Origin of the sequence: Bacteroides muris (ex Afrizal et al. 2022), from assembly GCF_004793475.1 — a bacterium.
Taxonomy (GTDB): Bacteria; Bacteroidota; Bacteroidia; order Bacteroidales; family Bacteroidaceae; genus Bacteroides; species Bacteroides muris.
Map to the genome: position 1 here is coordinate 21,913 of NZ_SRYZ01000018.1, position 25,672 is coordinate 47,584.

Annotated in this window: 21 protein-coding genes; 20 read left to right on the top strand and 1 reads right to left on the bottom strand. The window is 38.6% G+C overall.

Annotation, left to right across the window (positions count from 1 at the left end; all coding sequences use genetic code 11):
• Window positions 1-8 precede the first annotated feature (8 nt).
• The 14 genes from E5355_RS09525 (at window position 9) to E5355_RS09590 (ending at window position 19,801) form a co-directional block, all read left to right on the top strand.
• Window positions 9-2,822: a virulence factor SrfC family protein gene (locus tag E5355_RS09525; RefSeq protein ID WP_136010181.1), complete on the top strand. Its 2,814-nt coding sequence runs from the start codon at window positions 9-11 to the stop codon at window positions 2,820-2,822.
• Window positions 2,823-2,825: 3 nt separating this feature from the next.
• Entirely contained in the window at window positions 2,826-5,726 is a 2,901-nt protein-coding gene (locus tag E5355_RS09530; protein WP_136010182.1) for a S8 family peptidase, read from the top strand.
• Between the two features lies 1 nt (window position 5,727).
• The gene (locus tag E5355_RS09535; RefSeq protein ID WP_027200620.1) at window positions 5,728-6,804 is read left to right on the top strand and encodes a hypothetical protein; all 1,077 of its coding nucleotides are present in this window, start codon (window positions 5,728-5,730) and stop codon (window positions 6,802-6,804) included.
• Window positions 6,805-6,826: 22 nt separating this feature from the next.
• On the top strand, window positions 6,827-7,507 hold the full coding sequence (locus tag E5355_RS19865) for a DUF805 domain-containing protein (RefSeq protein WP_246866920.1): 681 nt from the start codon (window positions 6,827-6,829) through the stop codon (window positions 7,505-7,507).
• Between the two features lie 12 nt (window positions 7,508-7,519).
• Window positions 7,520-9,136, top strand: coding sequence for a hypothetical protein (locus E5355_RS09545; RefSeq protein WP_027200622.1), 1,617 nt, complete (start codon window positions 7,520-7,522; stop codon window positions 9,134-9,136).
• 3 nt (window positions 9,137-9,139) lie between these two features.
• Window positions 9,140-11,011, top strand: a complete 1,872-nt coding sequence (locus E5355_RS09550) for a hypothetical protein (protein ID WP_136010183.1) — start codon at window positions 9,140-9,142, stop codon at window positions 11,009-11,011.
• Window positions 11,012-11,023: 12 nt separating this feature from the next.
• Window positions 11,024-11,890 carry a hypothetical protein gene (locus tag E5355_RS09555; protein ID WP_136010184.1) on the top strand — a complete coding sequence of 289 codons (867 nt, stop codon included), beginning with the start codon at window positions 11,024-11,026 and terminating at the stop codon, window positions 11,888-11,890.
• Window position 11,891: 1 nt separating this feature from the next.
• A complete protein-coding gene (locus tag E5355_RS09560; RefSeq protein WP_136010185.1) occupies window positions 11,892-12,641 on the top strand; it encodes a hypothetical protein in 750 nt (249 codons plus the stop codon).
• Window positions 12,638-14,008 carry a hypothetical protein gene (locus tag E5355_RS09565; RefSeq protein ID WP_136010186.1) on the top strand — a complete coding sequence of 457 codons (1,371 nt, stop codon included), beginning with the start codon at window positions 12,638-12,640 and terminating at the stop codon, window positions 14,006-14,008. The genes E5355_RS09560 and E5355_RS09565 overlap by 4 nt, the downstream gene beginning before the upstream one ends.
• A gap of 37 nt (window positions 14,009-14,045) precedes the next feature.
• Complete coding sequence (locus E5355_RS09570) at window positions 14,046-16,088, top strand: TPR end-of-group domain-containing protein (protein WP_027200627.1); 2,043 nt, start codon at window positions 14,046-14,048, stop codon at window positions 16,086-16,088.
• Window positions 16,089-16,093: 5 nt separating this feature from the next.
• Window positions 16,094-16,300 (top strand): helix-turn-helix transcriptional regulator, encoded by a 207-nt coding sequence (locus E5355_RS09575; RefSeq protein ID WP_027200628.1) that lies wholly within the window; start codon window positions 16,094-16,096, stop codon window positions 16,298-16,300.
• A 62-nt stretch (window positions 16,301-16,362) separates the two neighbouring features.
• A complete protein-coding gene (locus E5355_RS09580) occupies window positions 16,363-17,691 on the top strand; it encodes a DUF1810 family protein (RefSeq protein WP_370282122.1) in 1,329 nt (442 codons plus the stop codon).
• A 29-nt stretch (window positions 17,692-17,720) separates the two neighbouring features.
• A complete protein-coding gene (locus tag E5355_RS09585) occupies window positions 17,721-18,185 on the top strand; it encodes a hypothetical protein (RefSeq protein WP_246866921.1) in 465 nt (154 codons plus the stop codon).
• Window positions 18,186-18,286: 101 nt separating this feature from the next.
• Window positions 18,287-19,801: a hypothetical protein gene (locus E5355_RS09590; RefSeq protein WP_136010188.1), complete on the top strand. Its 1,515-nt coding sequence runs from the start codon at window positions 18,287-18,289 to the stop codon at window positions 19,799-19,801.
• Here E5355_RS09590 and E5355_RS09595 read toward each other — a convergent pair.
• The gene (locus E5355_RS09595) at window positions 19,794-20,474 is read right to left on the bottom strand and encodes a M23 family metallopeptidase (protein ID WP_136010189.1); all 681 of its coding nucleotides are present in this window, start codon (window positions 20,472-20,474) and stop codon (window positions 19,794-19,796) included. The genes E5355_RS09590 and E5355_RS09595 overlap by 8 nt on opposite strands.
• Before the next feature lie 220 nt (window positions 20,475-20,694).
• Between E5355_RS09595 and E5355_RS09600 the strand changes: the two genes are divergently transcribed.
• The 6 genes from E5355_RS09600 to E5355_RS09625 are packed head-to-tail and all read left to right on the top strand — an operon-like array spanning window position 20,695 to window position 25,671.
• Entirely contained in the window at window positions 20,695-21,453 is a 759-nt protein-coding gene (locus E5355_RS09600; protein WP_136010190.1) for a DUF4099 domain-containing protein, read from the top strand.
• 18 nt (window positions 21,454-21,471) lie between these two features.
• Window positions 21,472-21,696, top strand: a complete 225-nt coding sequence (locus E5355_RS09605) for a hypothetical protein (protein WP_136010191.1) — start codon at window positions 21,472-21,474, stop codon at window positions 21,694-21,696.
• 5 nt (window positions 21,697-21,701) lie between these two features.
• Complete coding sequence (locus tag E5355_RS09610) at window positions 21,702-23,318, top strand: hypothetical protein (RefSeq protein ID WP_136010192.1); 1,617 nt, start codon at window positions 21,702-21,704, stop codon at window positions 23,316-23,318.
• A 16-nt stretch (window positions 23,319-23,334) separates the two neighbouring features.
• Window positions 23,335-24,507 carry a toprim domain-containing protein gene (locus E5355_RS09615; protein ID WP_136010193.1) on the top strand — a complete coding sequence of 391 codons (1,173 nt, stop codon included), beginning with the start codon at window positions 23,335-23,337 and terminating at the stop codon, window positions 24,505-24,507.
• A gap of 5 nt (window positions 24,508-24,512) precedes the next feature.
• On the top strand, window positions 24,513-25,001 hold the full coding sequence (locus E5355_RS09620; protein WP_136010194.1) for a PH domain-containing protein: 489 nt from the start codon (window positions 24,513-24,515) through the stop codon (window positions 24,999-25,001).
• Window positions 24,982-25,671 carry a hypothetical protein gene (locus E5355_RS09625; RefSeq protein ID WP_136010195.1) on the top strand — a complete coding sequence of 230 codons (690 nt, stop codon included), beginning with the start codon at window positions 24,982-24,984 and terminating at the stop codon, window positions 25,669-25,671. The genes E5355_RS09620 and E5355_RS09625 overlap by 20 nt, the downstream gene beginning before the upstream one ends.
• The last annotated feature ends 1 nt before the right edge of the window (window position 25,672 follow it).

The following is a 25,672-nucleotide window of genomic DNA, read 5'->3' on the forward strand; positions in this document are numbered from 1 at the left end:
ATTATATTATGATACAAGATATAAACTCGCAAATAGCAGAAATTGAACGTTCGATAATATGGGCTAAAAAATTTGATAAAAGCACATTTCCTGTTGAAGAACTGAAGGAGTATCGTAGAAAACTGAGAAGATTTGCTAATGCATTAGCAGAAAATTGTTCAGCTGCGGCATATGGCGAAAGTCAGGTTGGAAAATCCTATCTTATGAGTAGTCTGTTGTCAACAGCAGAATCGCCTTTTGTCATTATAAATGATGGTAAAGAATATAGTTTTATTGATGATTTGAATCCCAGCGGAGGTAATACTTCTAAAACCGAATCTACAGGTGTAATAACAAGATTTACTATCAATAATAGTAACGAAGCTATGAAAGATTTTATAAAGATTAAAAATCTTTCCATTGCAGATTTGCTAATGCTTTTAATAGACTCATATTATAACGATCTTAAAATAAATAATAGCAGAGTCCTTTTGCATGACTCAATTAATGTCGAATTATTAAATGTTCAGTATCTTTGGGCGAACAAGACAGAACCTGTTCAAGAAGTTCTTACAGAAGATGATGTAAAGGACATCTGTGATTATATTGTAGAAGTTTTGGGAGCTAATGCAGTAAACATTACGCATTCAGACTTCCGCAAGATTGTCGCACCCAAAATTCAGTATGTATCAAGTGAGCATTGGGTCAAGATATTTAGCATACTATGGAATAAGAATGAAGAGTTAAGCCATCTTTTTAGCCTATTAGTAAATGAATATAAAAAGATACAGTTTAAAACAGACATTTATGTCCCATTTGACGCTGTCCTTAGAGATAAAGGAACACTGCTAAAAATCGAGTGGCTGGATTCAGTTTGCGGATTAAAACATGAAACAGATACCGATGTATTGGTTACTGACGTATATGATACAAACGGGAAGCTGTTGGGCAGCAATTTTAATAAGTCATCATTGTCAGCTCTCATTGCAGAATTAACATTTGTTCTACCTAAACAGATTGCAGAGAATAGACGATTTTTAAACAAAATTGATTTGCTGGATTTTCCAGGAGCGCGTTCTCGTGAAAAATTCAAAGAACAAGAAATAGGAACAGTCTTACCAACAATACTACGTCGTGGTAAAGTAGCATATCTTTTTAATAAGTATTCCCGTTCATTAAGAATAAGTTCTGTCTTATTCTGTCACCATAACGATCAAAAGAATGAACCAACATTAGGAGAAACTATTAATGATTGGATAGAAACTAATATCGGTAAAACTCCCGAAGAACGTACTGAAGATTTAACACGAACTAACGGGATTTCTCCATTGTTTTTGATTGCAACAAAATTCAACATCGAATTAGAAAGGACAAAAAATGATTCGTCCACTAATACAGAGTTGCTTTCTGAACACTGGAAACGTTTCAAGACAGTTCTGCCTGAAATTATCAAGCCTGCTACTTGGTTTGATAATTGGGTAACCCGTGGCGGTTTATTTCGTTCTGAGGCTTTTCAAAGTATTTATTTACTTCGTGATTATTATTGGTCAATGAAAAATCAAATCTTCGATGGTTACAATGACAAGACAAAATCACCAGAAGTAGCACGACATATCCACGATGATTATCCAGAATACTTTAATAATCTAGAACGGAACTTCCTTAACAACGAATTTGTAAAGAAGCATTTTGCCAATCCTAAGGCATCTTGGGACGAGGTGTCTTCTTTAAATTGCGATGGTTCTAAAGCTATTATTCGTGATTTAGATGCAATCTCCAGCGTATTGGAAGCTGCTAGAAGAGAAAAGTATTTAAATGAATTAAAAGCAATAAGAAATGAAATGCTGGCCAAACTAAATACGTATTATGAGCCAGAAAATAAAGAAGAAAACAATGCAAGAACAAGAACAATAGCCGGAGAAATACGCAGACGTCTAGATTCACAAATTGGCAAGAAGCCAGAAATATTTGGTTATATTATTGATCAACTGATGACACCTGTTGGGGATTTACGACAGATTGCATATGACATCGTTATCTTGAAAACAGAAACCCCTAAAGATTTTAATGAAGTAATCTTGATTAGGACACAAGCAGGTATCAATCCCAATGAAGATAAGCAACTTAATATCCAAAGATTATGCGACTACTATGCGTGTGACATAGCGACATTAGAAAAAGAGTTTGCTGAAAATGGATTTACTGTTGCTGATGTTGTTTCAAATGAATGCAGTGTTGCTGCAACAGTTGCTGATGTTGTTTCAAATAATATTTTGGACTACTGGGCTATATTTATCAATAAACAGGTTAAAAAACTCGAAAAATACCTTCCTCATTCAGATGAAGTTGCTTTTATGCTACAAAGCCTTTGTAAGAAATTAGGCGTTCAGAAAACAATATCTACCAAGATTGATCAGTATTCGAGAGTATTTCCTGATAATGATTTACCAAATGCAATCGCTGATTTTGCCTCACTGACATTGAACAATTTTGTTAGTTCAATAGGACGTATGTATATGACGGATGAGGATATTGAAAATATACGTGCCAAAGCACTAGCATGTAATTTAGCTATTGACTTGTCGCCTGCGGCTAGTGATATCAAACACACACAAATTAGTGTGTATGATGCATTACAAGCATTTGACGATGCTTCTGATCCAACAACCGTCTCAATTCAAACATTGATGAAGTTACCATTTTGGGATAATTTTCAAAGATGGAAGAATCTTTTGGTCATTGGACTATTATATTCTGCGGATATTTCGCACAGTGACCCAATTGCAAATGCTATTATAAAAGAAATTATAGATAATTGTAAAGCACTATATACAAATAAATAAATTATGGCAAGAGCTACATTTTATAATAAAAGATTACTTGGACATATCGATGATACTGATTTCACCGATTATCAAGGTATTGGCTCAGACCCTCTTTACAAACGATATAAGAGTGTGGAAAGTGTGGTAAAGAGTCGTATATCACCACAATATCAGTCTTTCCTTGCTTGCCCTTTTTATGAAGATGGCAATATTTTCTGGTATGTTGACGAATGGAATAATACGCCTCAAAAATTCACCGAACTTTCAGGTGCAGAAAAGAAACATTATACCCACATCAAGGATGATACTTTAAAACATTATCAGGAAACATTGAAAAAATTAAATCCTGAAGAATTTGCTATCCTTAATGGGGCTTTAAAATATATCAATGATGAATTTATCTATTGTTATGATGAGAAAATTGTACTCATTGCCTGGGGAATGCGTCTTGATGAAGAAAAACATACAAGTGATGGAAAATGGTTTAAGACAGCTGTCAAGTATGACAAAAAGAAAATATCTTTTGACTTAGCTGGCCATGGGAAGCTCGAAACAACTATAGCAAGTATTCCATATCTTACGACAATTAGCCGAAATAAGGGACATATTATCACAACAAAAGATATACCTACTATCATCGCAGAAGAAGGATATAGTTTTATCGGTTGGAATCCTAATCCGGTTGGACATGAGGTACAGGAAGATATTATTTTCACCGCTCAGTATACAAAGACAAATACAACAGTACCCAAAGCAGAAGATAAGGAAGAATTGATGAAAGTTATCTTTGATGCTGGCGCTAACGGAGTTTTAAAAGGAGGAACATCTATTGAAGTTTCTAAAGGACATATTTTGAGTAAAGAAGAAATGCCTATTGTTATGGCAAATAAAGGATTCCTTTTTACTCAATGGACTCCTAGTATCAATGTACCTATAAATAATGACACTCTTTTCACTGCTGAATATAAGCAAGAATTTGCTCAATGTAACTTCTCCGCTGGTGAACATGGCACATTGCAGGGTAATAAGGTTATCAAAAAACCACTTGGAGTTACTCCTATAATATCAGAAATTCCCATAGTAAAGCCAAACAAGGGATATCGTTTTACTGGTTGGGACGTTAATCCTCTTGCAGCTCTAACTAACAATAAGGTTTGCGTTGCCCAATATGAAAAAATACTACCTTGGTATAAACGATGGTGGCTTTGGCTTACAGGACTTTTTTCTGGTAAAGGTTGTCTAAAGTGGATATTATGGTTGCTATTGATTATTCTATTAGTTTGGTTGTTATCATGGTTGTTACGAGGCTGTGATAGTGATGTTTTGATAGACCGTAATGGAAACGCCGTGCTACCAATTGATAGAGTAGAAAAAATAGACCAGATCACTCAACCTGATGGAACAATTCATGACAATAATGGTACTATTACCAACATTGTTGGTAGTGATGGACGTTTACCTGAGAATGGTGTAGTTCCGCCTATAATTGGCGATGGGAATATTATGCCACCTATAGTATCTAATCCTGGTACTCCAGATGTTATAGACAATCGCCTAAACATCTACTTTGAAAACGAAAATGCAGAATTGAACAAATGGGCACAAGATTTTAAACGGTTATATTCCTCAGATAACTATCAAATTATTGGGTATGACCCAAATGTCAAAATGATTCAGATTCAAATACCTGAAGGACAACGGAATAATATCCGAGAAGAATTGCCAATGAAAATCTCTGATCAGAAATTTTTCATTGTAGATGAATCTATAATGGTGTTACATGGCAACAAAAGTCAATCAACTGCAAATAAAGGGTGGCATTTAAAGGCAGCACATGTAAAAGAGGGATGGAATATAACAATGGGAGATCCAAATCTTGTTGTTGCAATAATAGATGACGGAATTGATGTAAATCATAGTATGTTTAAGGGCAGATTTTTTAATGCATATAATGTTTTTACTCAAAATAGAGCATTGAGTTCAGGACAAGGGCACGGAACTCATGTTGCAGGTTTAGCATTAGGTTCCACAGAGTTCTATTCAGATGGAGCAGCTGGAGTCGCCCCAAATTGTAAGATTATGCCAGTTCAAGTGTTTGACAATGGAATGTGTACATTTTCTTCGCTTGCTAGTGGCATTATGTATGCAATTCATAATGGAGCAAACATAGTCAACATTTCGGTTGGACCAAGTTTTCAAGGTTTAAATCAATTACCTATTGAAGAACAAATAAAGGTAGCTCAACAGTATTTTAAGAATGAAGAAAAAGTATATCGACACATTATCAATGTTGCAAATAAAAAGAATGTTATTCTGGTTTTTGCAGCAGGAAATGACAATATAGTAACGGCAATTCTTCCTGAATGTCGTTTGACAAATAATACAGTAAATGTAGCAGCATGTACACCTGAATACAAATCATCCACTTTTACAAATTATTCATTGGGGACAAACGTGTCAGCACCTGGAGAAGGAATATATAGTGCTTATCCTAACAATTCTTTCAAAATGTTTGACGGAACAAGTATGGCAGCTCCGATTATAACTGGAACTATTGCCTTGATGAAAACAATAAAACCAGATATTAATGTACAGCAATGCATTGCTGTAATTCAAAAAACGGGAAAGGATTTGGATAAATTTATTCCACCAATGGTACTTATCGATCAAGCTCTCATTGCTGTTAAGAGTGGTGATATACCAAAAGAACCAATATGGTCGCAAATACTGGATACAGGCTCTATAGAACACAATGATGACATTACTTCAACGGAACAGTCCCAAAATAACGAACAAAGTTCTACCGAAGTCAATAATCCGACAGATGACTATAGTGCCTTGAAAGATTTGCTTAAACAATTAAAAGAGCAGCGTGACGCATTGAATAAAAGAATAAATGACTTAGAAAAGAAAATTCAATAATATGAGTACAAATAAATATTCGTGGAACGAGACATTGAAATTCTCGTGGGGACATATCATCGCTTTTGTTGCCTTGATATTTATCAGTTATGTTACATACATGGGTGACTTTTATTCTAATGGAGGTGACTTCTCTGTGGCTGCCATAAGAGTATTCATTATAGATATAGCTTTACTGACAACATTTATCGGATCACAAATATTAAAAGGGACAGATGGGAAATTTAACCGTTCAATAATTATTGAGAGAGTATTGATTTGTTTATGTCCTGTTGTTTTCATTTGGAGTATGATTCCATACAACCACTATTGGAATGTATATTCAGAACGAAACCATATAGAAGAGATGTTTAGTACATCTATAGAAAAATCAAAAACGATGTTTACTGACTATAATTCGTATGCGAACAATCGTATCAACAACTATAGTCTGCATTTAACGACCATTATTGATAATAAAAGTACAAATCCCCTGGAATACAGAAATGCTGGTTTTTCTGGAAATAGCGATGCACTTCAAAAGGAAAACTATATCCATACTCTTCAACTTCAATTACTGTCTCAAAATACGGATAGTTTGCAAACTCTTGCATTGAAATGGATTGAAAGCGCCAACCAAGGAGCAAGTGTTTGGAATGCTTTTCTTATCGGAAATATCGACAAGATTTCAGATGCAATCAAATCGTGGAATAGTACATTGGTTCAAGTTTCTGAATTTAAGATGAACAATGAACCTGACAATATTCAACTGTTCAACAGCGAGCAAAATTCCTATGACCAAGCTATTGAAGGTTTGCAGGGTTTAAAAGATACTTATAAAAGCACACAAGGGATTGCACTTAATACTATCTGGTCCGGCATTCTACTATTTCTGATGCTTTTGTTTCCATATTTATTGCAGAAGAGGAATACACGAGCTATTGGTCTATATTACTTGATACCTCTCAAATCCAAAAACTCTACAGTAAAGATTGAGGTCAAGAAGCCGCGAAAAAATACAAAACAAGAAACATCTACCGACTCTATAGAGCAAACAAACGATATAGATAGCAACGACATTTATGGTGGAACTTTTTAATTCGTAAGATATAAACATTAATATGGCTAGCAAAAAAGAAATACTCAAAAACATTACAAATTACACACCAGAAGAAATTGCTGATGCGGTAAGAAGTGGAGTTGTTTCCATGTATGAATTGGGCAAAAACACAGAAGGTGCCTTTACTCCTTTGCTTAGAAAGAGAGTAAAAGAGCTTCTTGAACAAACTCCCATGCCTACAGTCGAAAACGATAAAGAGAATGTATCTGAAATAGAAAATTCTGTTATATCAGACTCTTCTACAACAGAAGATTTGTCTATTCCTGATGAACTTGAAATTACACCTATTACAGAAGAATTACCTTCACTAATAAAAGAAGATCCACAAACGCCCCAAGATAACACTGAGAATAAACCGGGCATGTTCCGAAATCCGTTTTCATTTTCTGGAAGAATACGTCGAACTGAATACGGTCTTTCAATGATTATTTGCTTCGTCATAAATTTATTTATGCAAGGTATTGTAGGTGTTGCAGCAGAATCAGACGCAGCATCAGCATTGCTAATATTATATTTAATAATGCTCGTACCTTATTTTTGGTTTATATGGGCACAAGGTGCAAAACGTTGCCATGATAGAGGTAATTCTGGTTGGTTCCAGATTATTCCGTTTTATGGCTTATGGATGCTTTTCGCAGAAGGAGAAACCGACACAAATGAATATGGAAATAGTCCCAAATAATCACTTTTGAATATGAAACAAAAAATTTTAGATAATGTCTCAGAATATTCTGCAAGTCAACTTGTGGAATACATACGAACAGGTGTCGTAACTTTCGATGAGTTAGTTCAAGACACCGATGGTGAATTTGCAGTGGAAAAAAGAAGAGAAGTAAAACATATCCTTGAAAGTGGAGATGCAGAAGAATGGAATAATGTGAAAGTACAGCATTCAATAGAAGCTGTCCAGCATTATCTTGACACATATCCCAATGGTCAATTCCGTGCAGAAGCACGTGCTTTGAAGAATGAACTTGAAAGCGAACTTCAAAAAAGTTATCTACAAGCAACTACTGACGATGCTTGGACGTTGGTTGATAAATCCGACAAAAATGAATTGCGAGAATTTATAAAAAAATACCCTAATAGCACTCATGTCAGCGAAGCACGAAAACTTATTGATTCTTTGTTGTTAGATGAAATAATGGGTGTTGATATAGATACTTTGGTTACTCAAATAAATCAAGTTCCTACAGATAAGACAGCTGTTACACAAGAACAACGAGACAATAAAACGATAGCAATAATTGAAAAATTCCTTAGCGAAAAAAAGGTTAGGAAATCTGATTTTTTGAATAAGATTAAAGAAGACCATAATCTCGTAAGTTCAGGTGTAGTAAAACGTCTAATAAATTCTGGGACGATATCTATAGAGGATTTGATAAGTATTGAGATTGACCGTCTTTTTATTCAAAAAATGTTCAATGGAGAAAGTGCACAAAGTTTTTCTACACCAGAAAAATTAGACAAGATCCACAAACAATCAACAGAAATCTATTTTTGGGGTATTCCGTCTTCTGGAAAAAGTTGTGCTCTTGGTGCAATTCTGAGTGTCGCAGCAAGTGGAAAGGTTGCACATTCGATGGATGCAGATACAGAGTCGCAAGGATATGGGTATATGACTAAACTTATCAACTTATTCCAAAATGGTGAAATCGGAACATTGATGGAAGGAACTTCTGTAGACTCATTTTATGAAATGGGATTTGATTTAGTTGATAAAGAAGGTAAGATACATCCTATTACCTGTATTGATATGGCTGGAGAATTGATGCGATGTATGTATAAAGCTAATGCCGGGGACAATATGTCCGAAACTGATGAGGTCATGTTAGATACACTAACAAAGGTTCTCATTGATAATAGGTCAACAAGTAGAAAGATGCACATTTTTGTCATTGAATACGGTGCAGAGGATAGACTTTATGAAGGCCTACCTCAGCGTGTATATTTAGAAGGTGCCGTATCGTATATAAAAAATACTGGTATTTTCAAGAAAGATACAGATGCCATCTACATAATGATAACAAAGGCAGATAAAGTCAAAAATGCAACGAAAGACACCTTCACAAACTACATCAATGACAAATATCTCGGATTTTATAATGGGCTAGAACAAATATGTAAAGACAACGAAATCAATAAGGGAAAAGTTGAGAAAATAGCATTCTCACTTGGAGAAGTATGCTTCCAAAATTATTGTAGATTCAATTCTCGCCCTGCTGAAAATGTAGTTAGTTTACTTCTACAGCGTTCAGCAAGTTTCAGAGGTGGTAAAAGAGGTATGTTTGAAAAAATATTCAGAGGTTAAGTTATGAAATTAGGATTAATTATAAAGTCTACAAATGCTGGAGAACAAGAGGTTTTCAGCATCAATAAAGTAGAAGAATGGGCAAAATTTGCAGCTGATTCCCGTTCAATCATAAAAGATTTAGAAGGCTTTGATGGTTCCGGTAAATCAGTGATCATTGCAAAGATACTTGGCTGTCTTGGCTATTTGATAGGTGTTGTTAAAGCGCGTCCAGAAGGGAGCGGTCGTCCAAATGACAACACTACAGCCTGGATTCATGTTCCTGCCAAAATGAATATAACAGGAAATGAACTGAATTCTGTAATAATGTATGTTGAAGAACAACTAGCTGCACCTATGGGCATCAATCCAGCCATATTAAATGAACTGTTTACAAAGGAGTATGCCAATAAGGATGTAAAGTATTCAGCTTTAGCATTCATCGGAGGGTACAATACTGAAGGAAGTATAGGTTGGCGATATTATGGAATTGGTACAGGCTATGCTTTGCATGAATTGCTTGGGAACTCATTAGTACAGACCTCCTACAAAAAGTATAAGTGTATATGTTTTGTGGATAAGTCATTGAATTTGTCTACTGTTGGTGGTGAAATAATTAAGTCAGAGCCGAAAGAACCAATAATGGTAGAAGCTCCTGTTGACAATAATGGATTCACGGCATTTATCAAGACGAAGAATCAAGAAATCCCGTTCACTGATGCAATAGAAATTCCCGCAAATACTCCGTTGACGGTAGTTTGGAAGAAAGATGGATATTTTGACATTGAAAAGGAGCTAATAGAAAGTAATGCTTCAAGTCTAAGTATTAAAGATAATGAACGCAAACTTGTATTTAAACGTTCTTGGCTTAGAATTTCCGATCATAGATCCAAGCACTTAAATGATGCTGAAATTTTTGTTAATGGAAAGGCTCTTTTGACCGAGATAACAGAGATTTCTGAAGCCGCATTACGTGAAGGAGTAAGCATACGTGTAAGTCATCAAGGTTATGAACCGAAAGAAAAAGTTATTAATCAAATTTCATCTAACATCGAAATCAGACTTGATGACAAGCAATACAGTAAAGAATATACGTTACGCATTGAAGATGGAAAGAACTTAGAATCCGATGCTATCATCACAGTCAAAATGAGTAATCGTTATACAGGTATGCCATTAAAAGGTTATCGTTCAGATCATGATGGTTATATTGTGTATGAGAATAATTTAATGACTAAAATTAAATGGTTTGCAATTGGTGTTGCTAGTGTCTTCGTCTTTGGTCTATTGTGGGCAGGTTACGAAGCCTTAGATAGTTGGGTGGATAATCACGAGTTTCAACTTGGCTGGCCACCAATCACAGAAGTAAAGAAACAAACCACTTATTCTACAACGAGTAAGGATACTGAGTTAGAATCAGAAAAAGCCATTGCAGCCAAAGACTCACTAAAAGAGAAGGCATGTACCTATCTGAGCTCTAACGAAATTTGGCATAAAGATTCTCTGGCTATGTACGATTTGACAAAAGATCTGTTTGATAATATGAACTCATTCAAGATTGAAGACCTAATTAAGTTGGAGTCTTCGGAGTTAAAAGAAGTAGAACAGATAAAGAAATTGATTAGTGCTGCAAGACAATCCAAAGAAGATAATATAAAGCCATACATCGGGAAAGAAGATCATGACGGTAAGTATAATTCCGCAACAGATTTGGGGATAAACATTGATAATTACATTTCTTGGATTACAGAAAAGCATTCTGCTGCACAAAAGAAAGCAAAGGGCGATACATCCAAACAATCTAAGAAAAAAGAAAATACTAAATCAGATTCGGGGAAAAAAGAGCAATCTGCATCTGATGGTACGAAAAAAGATAATATACGTGGTGGTATATAAAAAGTTACAGTTATGAAAGTTACAGTAAAAATACTCATATTAGTTTTGTCAATAGCACTTGCTATTGGCGGAGTTATGGTGTATGCAAAAACGCGTGTTGAACCTCCTGTTGCATTTCAACCAATAAATCAGTTTGAAAAAGACTTAAATCATCTCTATTCAGACTTAAAGAAAGCTGGTGCTGCTCGTGAAGAAGATATGATTTATCTAAAGACCATTGATAGAATTTCTGTCTTTGAAAATGAGAACAGACTTACACAAGTCGAATCCGATAAACATAGAGATAAGTTAGTCGATTGTTACTCTCCAATTTTTCTAAAAAGATGCTTTGCTGCATTTGACAAATCGGATTGGAAAGATATGGATCACAGTTATATGTTGATAGTTTCTAAACGCTTGCACTCTGTCAAACATACAGACGGAAGTAAGGTCTTGAGAAAGACAACTATTGATTCCTTGACTTTAGTAGAAAATATAATTTCTGACTATCGACAAGCTAGAATTATTAGTCGTAGTACTGCATACAAAGGAGTATCAAGTGCCCAAAATACAATTAATCAAGCTAAGAAGTATGCGAATGATACCTATATTTCCAAGTGTATTGATTTGAGAAATGCACTAAATAATGTTAGAGCCGGAATTGCTCAATCACATTATAATTATATATCATCACAAGTTGAGAAATTGTCAGAGTATAGGTATTATGGTCAACAATATTACGAGAATACCCTTGTTCCACAGGTAGATGCTGCTGTAACCGAATATGACAACAAAGCAAATGCCTTATATGGTGCTAAAAAAGATGTGGATGTATTATGGAACAGAGCTAGAGGCTATTACAATGAAGCATCCAATTACTATAACAACAATAATTATTAATATGGCGATAATGAAATATTGTGTAGCTGCATTATTGATGATTATATCATTGCCAGTTTTTTCTCAAACTGGTAATGATACGATTCCTTCAATTTCTAAAACAACTCCGATACAAGTTTCTATAAGCATTGACGATTTAAATGCGCTAAAAACTGAAAATGATTCTTTAAAATCACAGCTCTCAATTGTTAATGAGAAATATCAAAAATTGGTAGTGACAAGCGAGAAATATAAGAGTAAATTATCTAAATTGGAAATCGACCTTAATCACCTAAAGAGTGACACTACTAGATTATATGTGGCACAAAGAGAGGCAGATAAAAGACTTGTTAATATTGCATCTAACTTTCTGTATATTCCATACGAAGCATATAGCATAGAAAAGATTGCTATTCCTGCTTTCAAAGCTATTGTTAATGACAGATTAAGACATGAGCATCATATAAAATATGAGTTACTCTGTAATTATAGGAAAGACATTGAAAGTATTCTATCATTTATAGAATTTGCATGCAATGAACTTCAAAAACCTTTCGTTAAGGATGCAAATGAATTCCTATTACAATTCCATAATCAACCGTTTTATCAGTCTTATCAGAATTATCCAGAATGGAGCGACACTTATTTAGGTGGTAAAATATCTCTCATAGATAAACAGTTGAAAGAATTTGATGGGAATCAGCATAAAGTTGATTTTACCGCACTTAAAGAAGAATTAAATAAATGTCTGAAAACTATTGAAGCATTATGAGAATATTGTATAAGTTTATAATATGCGCTGTGATTTGCATGAGTTCAAGTGCTACTTTAGAGGCACAAACTCTTATTAATTATCAGCAACAGAAAAAGAAAGAAGTTGCAGAAAAGCAAAGGATTGAAAAGCAAAGATATGAATCCGCTTGCGAAAAGGGAACTCTTGAAGCATTTCAAGAGTATATTAAATTATATCCAAAAGGGAAATATGCAGTTGATGTGAGAAACAGAATAGAAGACTACAATTTATGGTCAGAAGCTGTAAAAACAAACACAATAGAAGCATATAACCATTATATTTCCACCTCTAAATTCAAAAGTTTCAAGGATAATGCTAACGAAGCAATAACAGAACTTCGTTCTATTGAGAAATGGAAATCCGTAAAAAGTTTAAAAAGTATCGCAGAAATAGAACTGTTTATTAAAACTTATCCTAAATCTTCGTGTATCACCAATGCACAAAAAAGAATACACGAGTTAAAAGGTGAAAATTTTTACTTATCAAATGACTTGCTAAATGCTTATCAAGAATTTAATAAAGCAGGAGGAAAATATGCTTTGGAGAAAGACAATCAGTCCAAATTCGATAAATGTCAAGAGTATTGGGATTATAATAATCTAACCTCTTATTCCTCCGAAGAAAAGTTATTCACATTTCTTAAAAAATACCCATCAGGGAAGTATTCCGATGAAATATCAAACAGAATTGCTATCTCGAAAGCAAAATCGTTTACTATGTATTCTGGTGCTTTTAGTCTTAATGAGGCTCTTGGATATGCGAAAGATGAAAACACTCGCCATAAAGTAAAAGGATATTACGATGTGAAACAAAAAGAGTATGCTCAATATAAAAAAGAACAAAGACGTATAAAACGTAAGAGAAATGGAGGTATCATAAATTTTGGTATAGAAATGTTGGATTTAGCATTGAATCCTGCTATGTATAATGATACAGACAGTGAAGTTGATTATGTTATGTATTATAATGTCGGACTTGGCATTAGGCTTGGCAATTACAAATCCCCGGTTCAATTTGAAATAGGAGCGAAGCCAGGATTAGTGGTATATACCCTATGGTATGACTCAGAAGATGAAACAAAAGCATCTTTTCACTTACCTCTATATGCAAGATTAAAAATAGGTTTATGGGGAGGTTACTCTTCAAAATGGTATATAGATGGAGTTGGTTATTACAATGCAGTCAAAGAATCATTCTTGGAGAGTGATTTTAGTGCATCGGCCGGATTAGGTGTTTCATGGAGACACTGGGATTGGCGTATATTATATTACAAACAAGATATAGCTGCTAAATACACATATAAAGATTACAAAGTTTTGGGAACTTCTTTTAGTTACTATTTCTAAATTGATGGATTTATAGTAAAAACAATATTCAAAGGAAATGAAACGATTTTTGATCTTAGCAATGCTATTTTGTTGTTCAATAGCTTTTGCCCAGAATGTCAAACGCCCCGATACATATAATTACAATCGTGGCGTAGAGGCAATCCAAAATAATAATGCTGAAGAAGCTCTTGAATACCTAAACAAAGAGCTGGAGGATAATCCTAACAACGGATATGCTTTAGCCTGGATTGCTACTGTACGCAAGTATCAGGAAGAATACGGTCGTGCACTAACAGCTGTAGATTTGGCAATTAAATACATTCCTAAAAAGGATAAGCAATATAGAGCATTTGCATACATTGTTCGTGCCGAAGTCTATATAGGTCTCGACGAGAAAGACAAGGCTCTTGCCGATTTCACATCTGCTGTAAGGGAAACTCCTGACGATGCCGATGTATATGAGAAACGAGCCAATCTTTACTACTACATGGATAAATATGATTTAGCTGATAAAGACTATCAAAAAATCATATCTCTTGATCCGGGTAGTGTGATGGGATATATGGGTCTAGGAAGAAATGCCAATGCTGAAAAAAGGTATCTGGAAGCAGTAGAACAATTCAACTATGTAACCAAATTAGCTTCCGACTATTCTTCGGGCTATTCTTTCCGTGCAGAAAGCTATATCGGTTTGAAAAAATACAATGAAGCCATAGACGACATTATTAAAGCATTAGATATTGACTATGACAACAAAGCTTTTCATCTAATGCAAGAAGTAGCGGATTCTACGATGACTCCTTTAGTGGCAAAATTGAAAATACAGGCAACGAAAAATCCAAACAATAGTTATTGGCCTTATTGCTTAGGAGTAATACATGAACGAACTAAGTCTTATAAAAAGGCGATTGATTATTATACCAATAGTATAGAAAAAGACCTTTCACCTGTAACAGCTGAAAGGATTGCAAATTGTTATAGTGAAATGGGAAACTTTGCTTCGGCATTGGAACACATAAATCACGCCATAGCTTTGGATTCAACAGACTATGATTATATAATGGCTAAAGCAGACCTATTGTATGAGTCTGGTGATACAAAGAATGCAATCTTGGAATTGGATAAATATGTGAACCGTTATCCGGAATACGCCTTTGGTTATTACCGACGTGGCTGGTATAAAGATAATAGTGAAGATATTGATGGGGCTATTGAAGATTATTCAATGACAATAGTTTTAGATCCATCTTATGCCTACTCTTATTTAGGTAGAGCTGATATGTATGCTCAGAAAAAAGACGCAGAATCAGCCACTGCCGATTATCAAAAAGTAATTGAACTTGATACAATACCAAACAATGGCTCATGCGCTCAATATGCTTATTGGGGATTAGGGCAAAAGGAGAAAGCAATTGAGTTTATGAATAAAGTGATAGCCAACGATTCCGAAGATGCCGGCAATTATTATGATGCGGCATGTTTGCATTCAAGAATGGGAGAAACTGATGCAGCAATAGATTTTCTGAAAACAGCTTTAGAGAAGGGCTATCGACGTTTTGCCCATCTTGAAATGGATGATGATTTGGATGCTATAAGGGATTTGCCGAAATTCAAGGAACTGATAGAACGGTATAAGAAGATGTTTGAATCGGAAATCGAAGAAAATATCGTTGATGAAGCTACATACGAAGACCGTATTGTTGAAGTTCCTTTCACTAAAGAAGGTGGCGTTTGCAAAGTGAAATGTTCAATCAACGAGCTACCTTTGTATTTTGTGTTTGATACCGGAGCATCGGATGTTTCAATTTCATCGGTCGAAGCCACATTTATGATGAAAAACGGCTACTTAAAATCAACCGATGTAATAGGTAAACAAAACTATATGATGGCAAACGGTGAGATTAGTGCAGGAACTGTTCTTAATCTTCGTAATGTAAATTTTGGAGGGTTAAATTTGGATAATATCCGTGCATCGGTCGTGCATAATCAATCCGCACCTCTGCTTTTGGGGCAATCAGTGCTCAATCGTTTGGGAAATATTGAGATTGATAATATAAAAGGCGTATTGAGAATTACGCATAAGGTTAAAGTAAACTGACATAGATGAAACAAGAAATCAATAGATTGAAAGTAGTATTGGCTGAAAAAAAGCGGACGAACCGTTGGCTTGCCGCACAATTAGGTAAAAATGAAGCCACCATATCCAAATGGTGTACTAATAAGAGTCAGCCAAGTTTGGATGATTTAGTCGTTATAGCAAGATGTTTAGAAGTCGACACAAAAGATTTACTCCATTCGATAACTGAGTAATTAACGTAGATACCACCTGTTTGGGGTGGTATTTTACTTTAGAGCCAAATAACATTCAAACAATGAAGTATTTGGATTTGAAAATTCACTATTTTTGTATAAAGAATAAAGACACTACCGATATGACCTCAGCAAAATACGAAGAATATATTTCAAAATACAAATTAAGGCGATTCGTTGATGTGCATCGTCAAATATACGGCTCTGCTTTGACGGAAATTCGTTCCGGCAAGAAACAATCGCATTGGATGTGGTATATATTTCCACAACTTCGAGGACTTGGCCATAGTCACAATGCTGAATATTATGGTATTGTAGACCGCGATGAAGCCATTATGTTTTTACTTCATCCTCTGTTAGGCAGAAACCTCTACGAAATCACAATGGCAATGCTTACCATTGACGGAAAATCCGCCGAGGAAATTTTAGGTGGAATAGATGCCTTGAAATTCCGTTCGTCAATGACGCTTTTCGATAACATATGTCCTAACAATATCTTCTCCGATGCCTTACAGAAGTATTACGATGGTAAATCTGATGAACGCACATTGGAAATGTTGCAAACAGGTAATGTCAAGGACGAGCAGCTTATTTCAGGAGGAATTATCGGTGCTATAATCGGAGATATTGTCGGCTCATTTTATGAATCTCGCTATCGTAATCCAAAATCAACAAGTATAGCTTTGTTTACGGAAGGAAGTCGTTTTACCGATGATACTGTAATGTCTCTTGCGGTTGCAGACTGGTTATTAAGTGGCGAACTTCTACAAAAAACCATGCCTGATTGGGGATTAAAATTTCCTCATAGAGGATATGGTGGCATGTTTTATAAGTGGTTGTATATCAACAAAACAAAAGAACCATACAATAGTTTTGGAAATGGTGCCGGTATGCGTGTAAGCCCTTGTGGATATTATGCCCAATCGCTTGAAGAAGCTCTTAATCTTGCCAAACAATCAGCGGAGGTTACACACAATCATCCTGAAGGAATCAAAGGCGCACAAGCTATTGCTTCTGCAATCTTCTTGGCTCGCCAACATAAATCAAAAGATGAAATTCGGGATTATATCGAACAGACCTTTGGCTATAATCTGCATCGATCTTGCGATGAGATTCGCCCAACATATCAGTTTGACGTAACTTGTCAAGGCTCATGCCCGGAAGCGATAATTGCATTCCTGGATAGCCACGACTACGAATCGTCCATACGCTTGGCTGTGTCACTTGGTGGTGACAGCGATACAATAGCCTGCATGACAGGCGGTATTGCGGCAGCCTACTATGGCATCCCATCATGGCTGGTCAAGTATGTGACGGTGGAATATCTGCCTAATTATATTCGGGATGTTATTGACAGATTTGACAAAGCGTGTACAGAAAGGAATTATTAACGGATTAGAGAGAAATAGATAATATGAGTATGCCAGATGATAGAAGACCAAGAATTATCGACGTAACACGCAAGCCGACAAAATGTCCAGATTGCGGTGAAAGAGTCGTTGATATAGTTTATGGTACTGGAGATATGACTGAAATTGAGTTTGCACTTCAATACAGAAAAGAAGCCATTATGGGTGGAGACAATATACCTCGTCGTCCTCCAATATGGTGTTGCTCGTGTGGATGCAAACGATTTAGAAAAGTGAATCCTGATGGAACGGATGCTCCAGTAAAAGTAAAAATGCTGAAAGACATCCGTAAAGCACCTGTATCCGTTATAAATTGGTCTTCTTCAATGGTTGATAGAGCATTGGAAAGCAATCAGATTGACTTGATACATAAATACACGTTAGATATAACTACAGAATTTGAGGAAAAAGAAACCTTAGTCATGACTGCTGTAAGTCAAAGCGATGCAGAACTCCTTGCAAGAGAGTTGGTTTAGAATGGTGCCGTTGGACTTAAAGGTCGTAGATGTATCAGAATAGAGGTAAAAGAACCAAATCAATAACACTAATAGAAACCCCGAAAAAAGTATTATTGTTTATGTTAGATGACTTCATAGTAAGTATGATTGTTTCAACATGGAGGATTTGCAAGTGGTTCTTTTTGCAAATCCTCCTTATGTACTTGATGCCATATTTGTGGAACAATCATTTTAATGGCGAAAACATTTGCTTAATATTATTTTACACAACTTTATATGCGATATATTGGGAGGCTGTACCAAAAGATAAAAAATGGAATTGGCTATCCCTACCATATTTCGTATATTCCTGCATAGCCATTTTGCTTTGTAGCTTGCTTAAAACTTGGAATGTATCTGTATGGTATTCTTTTTTATTGCCCATATACGGAGCGATGTGTGTAATTCTCATTAAAATTTGCCGAAAACAGTTCAGAAGAATCCACAAGAAATACAGATTTGGCAAAATGTTGACGTATACTGCTATCCTTTTATTTTTTGTTACGCTTAAGTCCATATCCGTTTCATGGGAATGTTCAAAACGTAATTCCTTTGAAAAGGAAGATATTTTAGCGAGAAAAGACTACTTACTTGATAAATTGATAGTCAGTCCACAGGCAGTCCTAAACGAAATGCCAACATCGATAGGAACACAGTTCCAAGGAGAGTGGGCATTGTATTCTTGTTCTATGCTATCAGCCGCATTGGTAAATATATCTCAACTATATCCTGAAACAAAAGCCGAGAACATTCAGCATATTGACAGTCTCATCAATATTGTAATGTCCCAGGAACTTCGTTATTATGATACAATGCGATGGAATGAAGATCCATTGGAATCTTTAGATGGAGATGAAAGCCATATATCCTATCTCAGTCACTTAGCTTGGATGATTTACGGCTACAAACAAATCGGAGGTAATTCAAAGTACGACAAGTTATTGTCATCATTGTGTAGTACGATGAACAGAAGGCTTCTCAATCGAAGTTCCTTGAATCTGCCTACTTACCCTGGAGAGGCAATCTACATTCCGGATATGCTTGTTGCCATTGTCGCTCTAAACCAATATGCCGACATAAATAATGGTAAATACCGTAGTACAGTAAAAAAATGGGTAAAACGAGCACAAAAAGAATGGATTGATGACAAAACCGGTTTATTGGTTTCATTCCTTCAGGAGAATGGAAACCAATATGAAGAAGTTCCGGTTAAAGGTTCATATTCAGCCTTAAACTGCTACTATCTGACTTTTATAGATGAAACTTTTGCCAAGCAACAATATGAAACTCTCAAATCATTGTTTTGGAAAGACGGTGCTATTCCCGGATTAAAAGAATACTATGACAGAACCTGTTATTTGGGGTTGGATATAGATGCCGGACCTATTCTATTTGAATTAAGTCCTTCCGGGACTGCCTTTATGACTGGAGCTGCGACCTATTTTGATGATTTAAAAACGAGAAATGATATTTTGACAACAGCCGAGATTGCAGGTCATACCGTTAGGCTAAATGGTAAACGTCATTACCTTTTAGCTAATGTTGCCTTGGTTGGCGAAGCAATTATGTTGGCTATGCGAACACATTTCAGATAGTATTTTTGATTAACGCCATCACACAAGACTCTTTTACTGAATTGATGTAATCAAGGAATATCCGTGGATTAATATGTTCTCCATTGTGGCGAATAGATATATGCAGATGTTCCCCGGTGCAGCGCCCGGTATTGCCTGTTATCCCGACAACATCACCCGGCAAAACGGCCTGCCCCTGTGAAACAGATATTTGAGACAAGTGGCAATAGCTGACGATGAAGCTGCCGTGTTGTAACGTGACATATTTTCCGGATACTTTGTCCTGTCCTACCTTCAGCACTCTCCCCTGCATCATGGCAAACACCTTGGCACTCCGGGCATGGAGGTCAATGCCGTTGTGAAACTTCCTCTTCCCTGTAAAAGGGTCTTTGCGATAGCCGTAAGGCGAATTGATTTTGACAGACGAGAGCGGATAGCATACGCTGAGATAGTGTGCTACCTGCTCTTTCTTTTTGGTGTCCGCACTTGACAAAGCAACCTTGTCGGGTACGGACTTTCCGTTTTCAGAGGTGATGATTTCGGGTGTCGCCTCTGTTTCGTTTGTCGTCCGGGATAGATTTTCCACAACGACTTTATAGCGATTGCTTGAACAGGAAACCGTGTTGAATTGTGGTTTTGCATGGTTTCCGGACAATAGCAAAAGAAGGGATATAAGGATTCGTGTTTTACTCATAGATGCAAATGTAGGAACAGTTTTCCGTCCACGCCAAAAGATGTCCTGATTTACGCTCAAAATATAACATTAAATAAGTTTAGAGTATGATTATCATACCATAATCATACTTAAAACATAAATAAACACAAATAATCCGGCTATTTGAAGCAATAAAAATTGAAGTATGAATAATAGTATATACCTTTGCCAAAGTATAATTAAAATATCATATTAAAATATGAAACAAGTACGATTTGAATTTGAGGAACTGCCATACGACACCCTGTCGCAGTTCGGACTTACCCAAGAAATGATTGAAGACCTACCCATGCAGACCTTGGAGGCAATCAGTCACGGCAGACACTCTCCCGTACTGCCCATCAAGGTAAATGACGAGAACGGAAACACCGTTACCGAGCGAAGCCGTTTCGCTTTCGTGCGCAAGGAAAACGGAGAAGCCGATGTGATATTCTTCCCGGTATTGAAGAAATCGCCTTTGGAGAAATACAACGAGGAGCAGAAAAAGCAACTCCAATCCGGAAAGACCATCCTTGCAGACTCCGTAACGGCGGACGGACGCAAGACCAAGGTATTCGTACAGATCGACACCGAAACCAACCAGGTCATGTCCGTTCCCACACAGGTCATCGCCCGCAACCTTCAGGTATTGGCAGAGGAACTGAAACTCAGCAATGCCGAAATCAAGGTGATGCAGCAAGGAGAACCTTTGACCTTCGTGATGGAAGACGAACTGGTTACGGTCGGCATTGACCTGAACGAGAAGAACGGCATCCGCTTCTGCCAGGGCGACAGCCAGAAATGGAGCGAACACACCAAAAGAGAATGGGACAAATACACCTTCGGCTGTTACGGCTGTTGGGTCATGGACGATGACGGATGTCTTGACTATGTACCCGAAGAGCAGTACACGGAAGAACTCTGGAACGAACAGAAAAAGAGTGCCCAGCGCAATATGGGTGCAGGACTTCACAAATAATCTTCAATCCTTATGATTATGGCACAAAACGCATTTTATCCCGAAGACGTTCTCATCGAGAAGATGGAGAGCGGAGAATACGGTTGGCTGGATTATGTCAACCACTTTTCTGCCGAATGGCAGGATGAACTGGCGGAATACTGCACGGAATGCGCATTGGAAATCAACGATGCCTCTGCCGAGCAGTTCGTCCATTACAAAAGCGAACAATTAGAAGCCGCCATGGAGAGCGGTGAAGCATAGAAATTATGGCTATACGAACCCATACAAATCCAAGGATAGCGGACTTGCAACCTGAAATGCGTGACCTGTTGATGCGCAACGGTATGCAAGCCCACATCGTGCCTGCCGGAGAGGGCTACCAGTTGGTAGTACAAGGGCACGACTCTCCGCTCTTACGATACCCCATCAGCAAGCAGCAGTTTTCAGCTCTTACCGACTGGGGTACGAACCATGCCGACAAAAAGGCATACAACACCTTTACGGAGATAGTAAAGGATGACTTTGACCTGCCACGCAACTTCGTCCATGCCCGTAATGCCAACGGCAGGGTGGCTATGGGACTGCACGGCTACCGTATCGGCATCGGGGAATACGGCAGGGTCGGCAGATATGGGATGCCGCCTCCATTCTTGGGATGGACACCCCGACAGCAGGAAGGTTACCACCTCCGCAGAGTGGGCGGCCGGCTTTTCTATGCTGGAACGCCCATGGTGGCAGAACGTCCCGACGGACGCATGAAACCCGGAGAACTCCAGTCGGGCGGTTACGGATTCTATTACAAAGGCCATCCACAACCACCGGCACAACCCGTCCGCCAAGACGTGTTGCAGGAGCTGCAAGCCGTCATCACCCCGATGGTAGGCAAGCCCAGAAGCGAAGAACCTGCAAAGCCCTACAAGGAGCTGATTACCTCCCCTGTCTATTTCTCTAATGAGAAGTGGCAGGAATGCCTGTCCTCACACGGCATACTCGTAGACAAAGAAGAAAAGACCCTGACCATACAATCGGAACAAATCCATGCCGATATGGTCTATGACATCACAGATGCGGAATTATCCGCACTAACCTCCAATTCCATTGAGGAGCACTCGATAGAGAGACGATTGGAACTGTTGAACACGGTTATTCAGGAAGACTTCGCAGATAAGATCACGATGGATTCCATGAATCGTACCGAGCGCATCGGTATCACCTTGCATTCCGAAGTAGAGCAAGATTTGGCAGCACGCCAACAGCAGGAACATGAAATACTCTTGCCCTTGGAAGCTGATAACGGACTTACACTACTGTCAAACGAACAGACCATATTGCAAGAAGATGAATCCATTATCAGAGAACCACAGGAAGGGGCTTTGATTGACGGACGTGACTTGCCGTATCTCCATGAAAGCAAGGGATGGTACCGGGAAGGAGAACACGGACGGGAGGTGGAAGTGGAAGCGATTGCCGTACAGCCGGCAGAAGCGGAAGACAAATACAGGATAACCGCCATTATCAATGGAGAAGCCATCACCCACGAAATCAGCCAAAAGCAGTACGACAAGTTTTTGGCAGTGGATGATTACCACCGCATGAAGCTCTTCTCAAAAGTGTTCAACGAGGTTGATATGAAGACACGCCCTGAAATGCGGAGCAACTTGGGTGCAAAGATATTCGCAGCCCTTGCCGCAGGAACAGTCGTGGTTTCCGACCTTGCCCACGGCATTCACCACCACCCTTGCCCGGAATTATACGGCGAGCATTTCTGTCACGCACCCCGGCCCTATTTCAAGCCCGGAGTGGATTCACCGAGGGATGTAGCCGCGCGGAACTTCGAGGCTCAGATGAACCAGGAAATAGCGGAGATACGCAGAGGATTTTAACTAATATGATACACAAATGGCAAACGGAGAACTGACATATGATGACTTCCTGCAACGGTTGGACATACAGGATGTATTGGTGGATGCAGGCTATCACCTGAACAAGCGTGACGGTCTGCGTTATCCGTCCTATATCCGAACTGACAGCAATGGCACACGCATCCGTGGAGACAAGTTTATCGTGACCGGAGGTGGCAAATGTTGCTTCCAGCCCCCACAGCAAAAGCTCTACAACATCATCTCCTTTATCAAGTCGTTCCCCGAAAAGTTTGCGGAACACAGAAACGGCGTGTCTCCCGACAGGTTGGTCAACCTTGTCTGTAACCGATTGTTGAACCACCCCATCGAGGACAGGCCGATCCGTATCATCCAGCCTAAGCAGCACGACCATCCGTTCAGTCTTCATGATTACGACATACACCGTTTTGACGTAAACGACCGAGAGACCCACAAGCGTTTCTATCCTTACTTCAAGAGTCGTGGCATTGACATCTTCACGCAACGTGCTTTTGCCGACCATTTTTTCTTAGCCACCAAACATAGGACAGACGGTCTGTCATATGCCAACCTCGCTTTTCCTTTGGTATTGCCTAAAGAGCCTGATAAGATTGTGGGGTTAGAGGAACGCGGTCGTCCAAAAATGGACGGCAGCGGAAGTTACAAAGGCAAAGCCGAGGGTAGCAATAGCAGCGAAGGTTTGTGGATTGCCAATTTCAGCGGTGAACCTTTACATAAGGCAGGAGGTGTTGCCTGGTTTGAAAGCGGCTACGATGCGATGGCATTCCATCAACTGCACCATGACACCTTCCGGGACAATCCCGAACTTTCCAAGAAAAGCGTGTTTGTCTCCACCGGCGGCACGCCCACCGATATGCAGATCAGGGGAATGCTCTCCGCCACCCCGAATGTGAACCACTACCTGTGTTTCGACAACGACAGTGCCGGGCGTGAGTTTGTAAATAAATTCAGGAGCATAGTGAAATCCATGCACGTCAATCCGGAACAGATCAGAGAAATCCCCTTGATGCCCTGTTACAAGGACTGGAACGATGCCCTGCTTGGCAAGACGAGCGAGGAATACCTTGACAGCATCAAAGATGCGGTTATTCCTTTGAGTGCTCCACTCGCTACAAAAGGAAGCACAGCCGACGAAGAAGAAATAAACGAACAATCCACCATCCACAGATAAGAACCATGCAGAACAGACAGCTATACAGAGACATTTCGCTTCGTCCGAAAACCACGCAGTTCTTCATTGATGAGCTGCCTTTGTTGTTTGTGGCTATAACAGGCTTGGTCTATGGCGGTATGGATGACGCGCCCCTTGGCTCTATCGCCACCCTCTTTGCCATGCTTCTTTCCCTCTACTTGGCCTACCGGCTCATCTATCTGAAACGGATACGCTACCATATCGGGAGCGAACAACTGACGGCAGCGCATGGCGTGTTCCAACGCAGCACAGGTTATATCGAACTGTACCGTGTAGTAGATTTTCACGAACACCAGACCCTGTTACAACAGATTTTCGGACTGAAAACGGTAACGGTACTCTCTATGGACAGGACCACACCCAAGCTGGCTCTGATTGGCTTGCCCAAACAGACAGCCATCGTGGAACTTATCAGGGAACGTGTTGAGTTTAACAAAAAAAGAAAAGGCATTTATGAAATCACCAATCATTAAAATAGCGATGCTCCTATTCGGCATCATCTTGTCTGTCACGGTGAAGGCGCAGATTGTCACGACCAACCCGTTGGAATATGTGGCATTAGCAGAAGGCAACGAACTGATTCTCGCCAAGGTCAGAGACCAGATGGACGGACAGAAGAAAACCGCCCTTTTGCAGAACACCATTGCCGCAGAGTTCGAGCAGATGCGCCAGTGGGAAAAGAAATACAACAGCTACCTTAAAACGGCAAGCGGATTCGCCTCTTCCATCAAAGCCTGCACCCATCTGTACAATGACGGTGTGAGGATTTTCATCACACTGGGCAAGTTGAAAAATGCCGTAAATGACAATCCGCAAGGCATTGTGGCTTCCATTAGCATGAACAATCTCTACATAGAGACAGCGACCGAACTTGTAACCGTATTCTCCCTGCTCCGTGATGCCGTGGCCAAGGGCGGCAAGGAGAATATGCTCACTGGAGCGGAACGGAGCCAGACCTTATGGGCATTGAACGACCAGCTCTCCTCATTTCAGAAAAAGCTCAATCTGCTCTACCTGAGCATCCGCACCTACACGATGACCGATGTATGGAACAATGCCACCGCAGGGATGCTGGACCGGAACAACGGAGAAATCGCACAGATAGCGATGCGAAGATGGCGCAGGGCGGCTACAATCAGATAAA